The following is a 733-nucleotide window of genomic DNA, read 5'->3' as shown; positions in this document are numbered from 1 at the left end:
GATGCCCTTTTGCTAGCATCAAATGTTCTTTATTCTAATATATCAATCACTCTCGAAATCAATACACTTTACATTGCATTTTCCACTCAACATGTCAAAGAACTTGTTACCGCTACTTACTAACAGTAAATGCTATTCAATTAAGAATAATTTTTCAAACCATATGTCTGAAAATTGTGGAGGATAACGGATTCGAACCGTTGACCCCCTGCGTGCAAGGCAGGTGCTCTAGCCAGCTGAGCTAATCCCCCAGATGTTTTCTTTTGGTGAACTCGTTCCGTTGACCCTCCCGATACTAATCGGGATGTTCTAAGCAGCCGAGCCATTCTCCAAATGTTTTCTTTTGGTGAACCCGTTACGCTGACCTTCCCAATACTAGTCGGGATACTCTAGGAAGCTTAGCTAATTCACCAGATTACATTCTTTCAATAATATTTTCCGTCTTAGCGATAAATCATTAAAGAAAAGACTTTAATCTTTAAAAGAATTTGGATAAGTGTGGGCCTGCGTGGACTCGAACCACGGACCTCTACATTATCAGTGTAGCGCTCTAACCACCTGAGCTACAGGCCCCCAATTAAATATTTAATTGAAGTAGCAGGTAAGATAGTAAAAGAAAAAGCCTGAATCCAGAAAGGAGGTGTTCCAGCCGCACCTTCCGGTACGGCTACCTTGTTACGACTTAGCCCCAGTTACCGGTTCTACCCTAAACGGCTCCTTGCGGTTACCGTCT

Annotated in this window: 2 tRNA genes and 1 rRNA gene; all 3 read right to left on the bottom strand. The window is 42.3% G+C overall.

Features of this window, described 5'->3' with window-relative positions:
- Positions 1-177: 177 nt before the first annotated feature.
- Positions 178-251, bottom strand: a tRNA-Ala gene (locus tag ACYVHJ_RS19380).
- Positions 252-499: 248 nt separating this feature from the next.
- Positions 500-573, bottom strand: a tRNA-Ile gene (locus tag ACYVHJ_RS19375).
- Positions 574-633: 60 nt separating this feature from the next.
- Positions 634-733: ribosomal RNA gene (locus ACYVHJ_RS19370) — 16S ribosomal RNA — on the bottom strand; the annotation flags it as partial.

It is taken from the genome of Cyclobacterium sediminis (assembly GCF_054781075.1).
Note: the sequence above shows the minus strand (reverse complement) of the source record. Positions and strands in the feature narration are given on the sequence as shown.